The following is a 3,315-nucleotide window of genomic DNA, read 5'->3' as shown; positions in this document are numbered from 1 at the left end:
GACAAGTACAACCCGCAGAACGAGCCCGACCTGATCGCGCCCTACACCTACCTGTCCACCGGGCAGCCGTGGAAGACGACGGACGTGGTGCACGCGGCGCTGACCCTGTTCACGGACGGGCCGACCGGGATGACCGGCAACGACGACCTGGGCACGATGTCCGCCTGGAACGTCCTGTCGTCCATCGGCGTCTTCCCGGTCCAGCCCGGCTACGACACCTGGGGCCTGTCCACCCCGGTGTTCGACCGGGTCGACCTGACGCTGGACCGCCGGTACTACCCGCACGGCGCGCTCACCATCACCGCGCCGGGCACCTCGGCGGACACCCGGTACGTGCAGTCGGCGCGGCTGGACGGCGCCGCGTACGGGCGGACGTATCTGACCACCGAGGCGCTGCGGACGCACCGTTCGCTGTCCTTCACGGTCGGGTCGACGCCCTCTTCGTGGGGCACCGGGGCCGACGCGGGGCCGCCCGCGCTGGGCTGATCCGGGGCCTGCTCCGGCGCTTGGTCAGGGGCGCCCCCGAGACGTGTCGGGGGCGCCCCTGGCGTTACCCGGAGATCGGGCCGCCCGGCAGGTGGAGCGGGGAATCCGCACGTAACGTCGGATGCATGACGCATATCGACGCGGGTGCCGGACTGGACCCCGTGCACCCGGTCGCGCCGCCCACCACGGGGCCGGCGGGCCTGACCCGCGCACAGGTCGCGGAGCGGGTGGCACGGGGGGAGGTCAACGACGTCCCGGTGCGCAGCAGCCGCTCGCTGGGCGAGATCGTGCGGGCGAACGTGTTCACCCGGTTCAACGCGATCATCGGTGTGCTGTGGGTGGTGACGCTGTTCGTCGCGCCGATCCAGGACAGCCTGTTCGGGTTCGTGATCCTCGCCAACACCGGGATCGGGATCGTGCAGGAGTGGCGGGCGAAGAAGACACTGGACTCGCTCGCGGTGATCGGGGAGGCCCGGCCGACCGTGCGCCGGGACGGCAGAGCGGTGCGGGTGCCGACCAGCCGGATCGTGCTGGACGACCTGGTGGAGATCGGGCCCGGCGACAAGATCGTGGTGGACGGGGTGTGCGCCGAGGCCGACGGTCTGGAGGTGGACGAGTCCCTGCTGACCGGCGAGGCCGACCCGGTGGTCAAGCACCCCGGCGAGCAGGTGATGTCGGGCAGCTTCGTGGTCGCGGGCGGCGGGGCCTTCCAGGCGACCAGGGTGGGCCGGGAGGCGTACGCGGCCCAACTGGCCGAGGAGGCGTCCCGGTTCACGCTGGTCCACTCCGAGCTGCGCTCCGGGATCTCCACGATCCTGAAGTACGTGACCTGGATGATGGTCCCGGCCGCACTCGGCCTGGTCGTCACCCAGCTCGTGGTGAAGAGCAACGACTTCAGGGGCTCGGTGGCCCGGACCATCGGCGGGATCATCCCGATGGTCCCGGAGGGGCTGGTGCTGCTGACCTCGGTGGCCTTCGCCATCGGGGTGATCCGGCTGGGGCGCAAGCAGTGCCTGGTGCAGGAGCTGCCCGCGATCGAGGGCCTGGCCCGCGTGGACACCGTCTGCCTGGACAAGACCGGCACGCTCACCGAGGGCGGCATGGACGTGACCGGTCTGAAACCACTGAACGGGGCGGACGAGGGCCGGGTGCGGGAGGTGCTGGCCGCGCTCGGGGCGTCCGATCCGCGTCCCAACGCCTCGCTCCAGGCCATCATCGACGCCTATCCGGACGGCCACGGGGACGAGCGGCGCCCGGTGAGCACGCTGCCGTTCTCCTCGGCCCGCAAGTACAGCGGGGCCGCGTTCGAGGAGGGCGACGGCAGGATCGCCGGGTGGCTGCTGGGCGCGCCGGATGTGCTGCTGGCCCCCGACGACCCCGCGCTGGCGGAGACCGGCCGGCTGAACGAACAGGGGCTGCGGGTGCTGCTGCTGGCCCGCGCCGCCGGTGACCTGGACGGTCCCGACCCGGCGCGCGGGGCCCGGCCCGTGGCCCTGGTGGTGCTGGAGCAACGGCTGCGCCCGGACGCGGCGGAGACCCTGCGGTACTTCGCCGACCAGGACGTCCAGGCCAAGGTGATCTCCGGGGACAACGCGGTGTCGGTCGGCGCGGTCGCGCACAAACTGGGGCTGTCCGGCAAGGCGGTGGACGCGCGGCGGCTGCCCGCCGACCCGGCCGACCTGGCCAAGGCGGTGGACCGGGCCACGGTGTTCGGACGGGTCACCCCGCAGCAGAAGCGGGAGATGGTCGGCGCGCTCCAGTCCGAGGGCCGCACCGTGGCGATGACCGGCGACGGGGTGAACGACATACTGGCCCTGAAGGACGCCGACATCGGCGTCTCGATGGGCTCGGGCTCGGAGGCCACGCGCGCGGTGGCGCAGATCGTGCTGCTGAACAACAGCTTCGCCACGCTGCCCTCGGTGGTCGCGGAGGGCCGCCGGGTGATCGGCAACATCACGCGGGTGGCGACGCTGTTCCTGGTGAAGACGGTGTATTCGGTGCTGCTGGCGCTGCTGGTGGTGTGCTGGCAGGTGGAGTACCCGTTCCTGCCCCGGCATCTGACGCTGCTGTCCACGCTCACCATCGGCGTCCCGGCGTTCTTCCTGGCGCTGGCCCCGAACAAGGAGCGGGCGCGGCCGCACTTCGTGCGCCGGGTGATGCGGTACTCGATACCGGGCGGCCTGCTGGCCGGGGTGGCGACCTTCGTGACGTACCTGCTGGCCCGGCACCACTACACGGGCGTGGGCGCGCTGTCCGCCGAGACCAGCGCGGCCACCCTGACCCTGTTCCTGATATCGATGTGGGTCCTCGCCATCATCGCCCGCCCCTACACCTGGTGGCGGCTGGCCCTGGTGGCCGCGATGGGCGTCGCCTTCCTCTTCGTCCTGACCGTCCCCTGGCTCCAGGACTTCTTCGCCCTGCGCCTGGTCGGCAACGTCATGCCGTGGACGGCGGTCGGAGTGGCGGTGCTGGCGGCGGCCGCCCTGGAACTCGTGTGGAGATGGGTCGGCCGCCGCTTCCCGGTGTGAGGGTTACTGCACGTCGACCGCGTCGCCGCCGGAGGTGACGGCGGCCGTGGTGGAGACGCCCGCGTAGACGTAGCGGAAGGCGCCGTCGACCGAGGCGGTGACGGTGGTCTTCAGATTGCCGTTGGCGTCCGTCGTGACGGTCTTGAGGGTGCTCCAGGTGGTGGAGCCCTTCTTGACGAACTGGAGCTTCACCGACTGCGCCCCGTAGCCGTAGTACTTGTTGTAGTCCCAGCTCGCGCGGGTCAGGGCGCCGGTGACCGTGATGGTCTTGCCCTTCTTGACCGGCTCCGGGGAGGCGTTG

The 3,315-nt window shown here is 71.6% G+C and carries 2 protein-coding genes and 1 pseudogene; 2 read left to right on the top strand and 1 reads right to left on the bottom strand.

Annotated elements, in window-relative coordinates; all coding sequences use genetic code 11:
* Together GT030_RS05425 and GT030_RS05420 are read left to right on the top strand one after the other, a co-directional pair.
* A partial coding sequence (locus GT030_RS05425; RefSeq protein WP_161200087.1) for a glycoside hydrolase domain-containing protein occupies window positions 1–486 on the top strand: 486 nt, incomplete at its 5' end.
* Between the two features lie 125 nt (window positions 487–611).
* The gene (locus GT030_RS05420; RefSeq protein WP_161200086.1) at window positions 612–3,014 is read left to right on the top strand and encodes an HAD-IC family P-type ATPase; all 2,403 of its coding nucleotides are present in this window, start codon (window positions 612–614) and stop codon (window positions 3,012–3,014) included.
* Between the two features lie 3 nt (window positions 3,015–3,017).
* Here GT030_RS05420 and GT030_RS05415 read toward each other — a convergent pair.
* Window positions 3,018–3,315 (bottom strand): annotated as a pseudogene (locus GT030_RS05415) (hypothetical protein); the annotation flags it as partial.

This window comes from Streptomyces sp. SID1328 (genome assembly GCF_009865595.1).
GTDB classification, from domain to species: Bacteria; Actinomycetota; Actinomycetes; order Streptomycetales; family Streptomycetaceae; genus Streptomyces; species Streptomyces griseoluteus.
This window is presented reverse-complemented; position numbering and strand designations above follow the sequence as displayed.

Coding starts and splice junctions, on each gene's coding strand:
- GT030_RS05420 (WP_161200086.1), top strand. CDS start 612: ATGACGCATATCGACGCGGGTGCCGGACTGGACCCCGTGCACCCGGTC.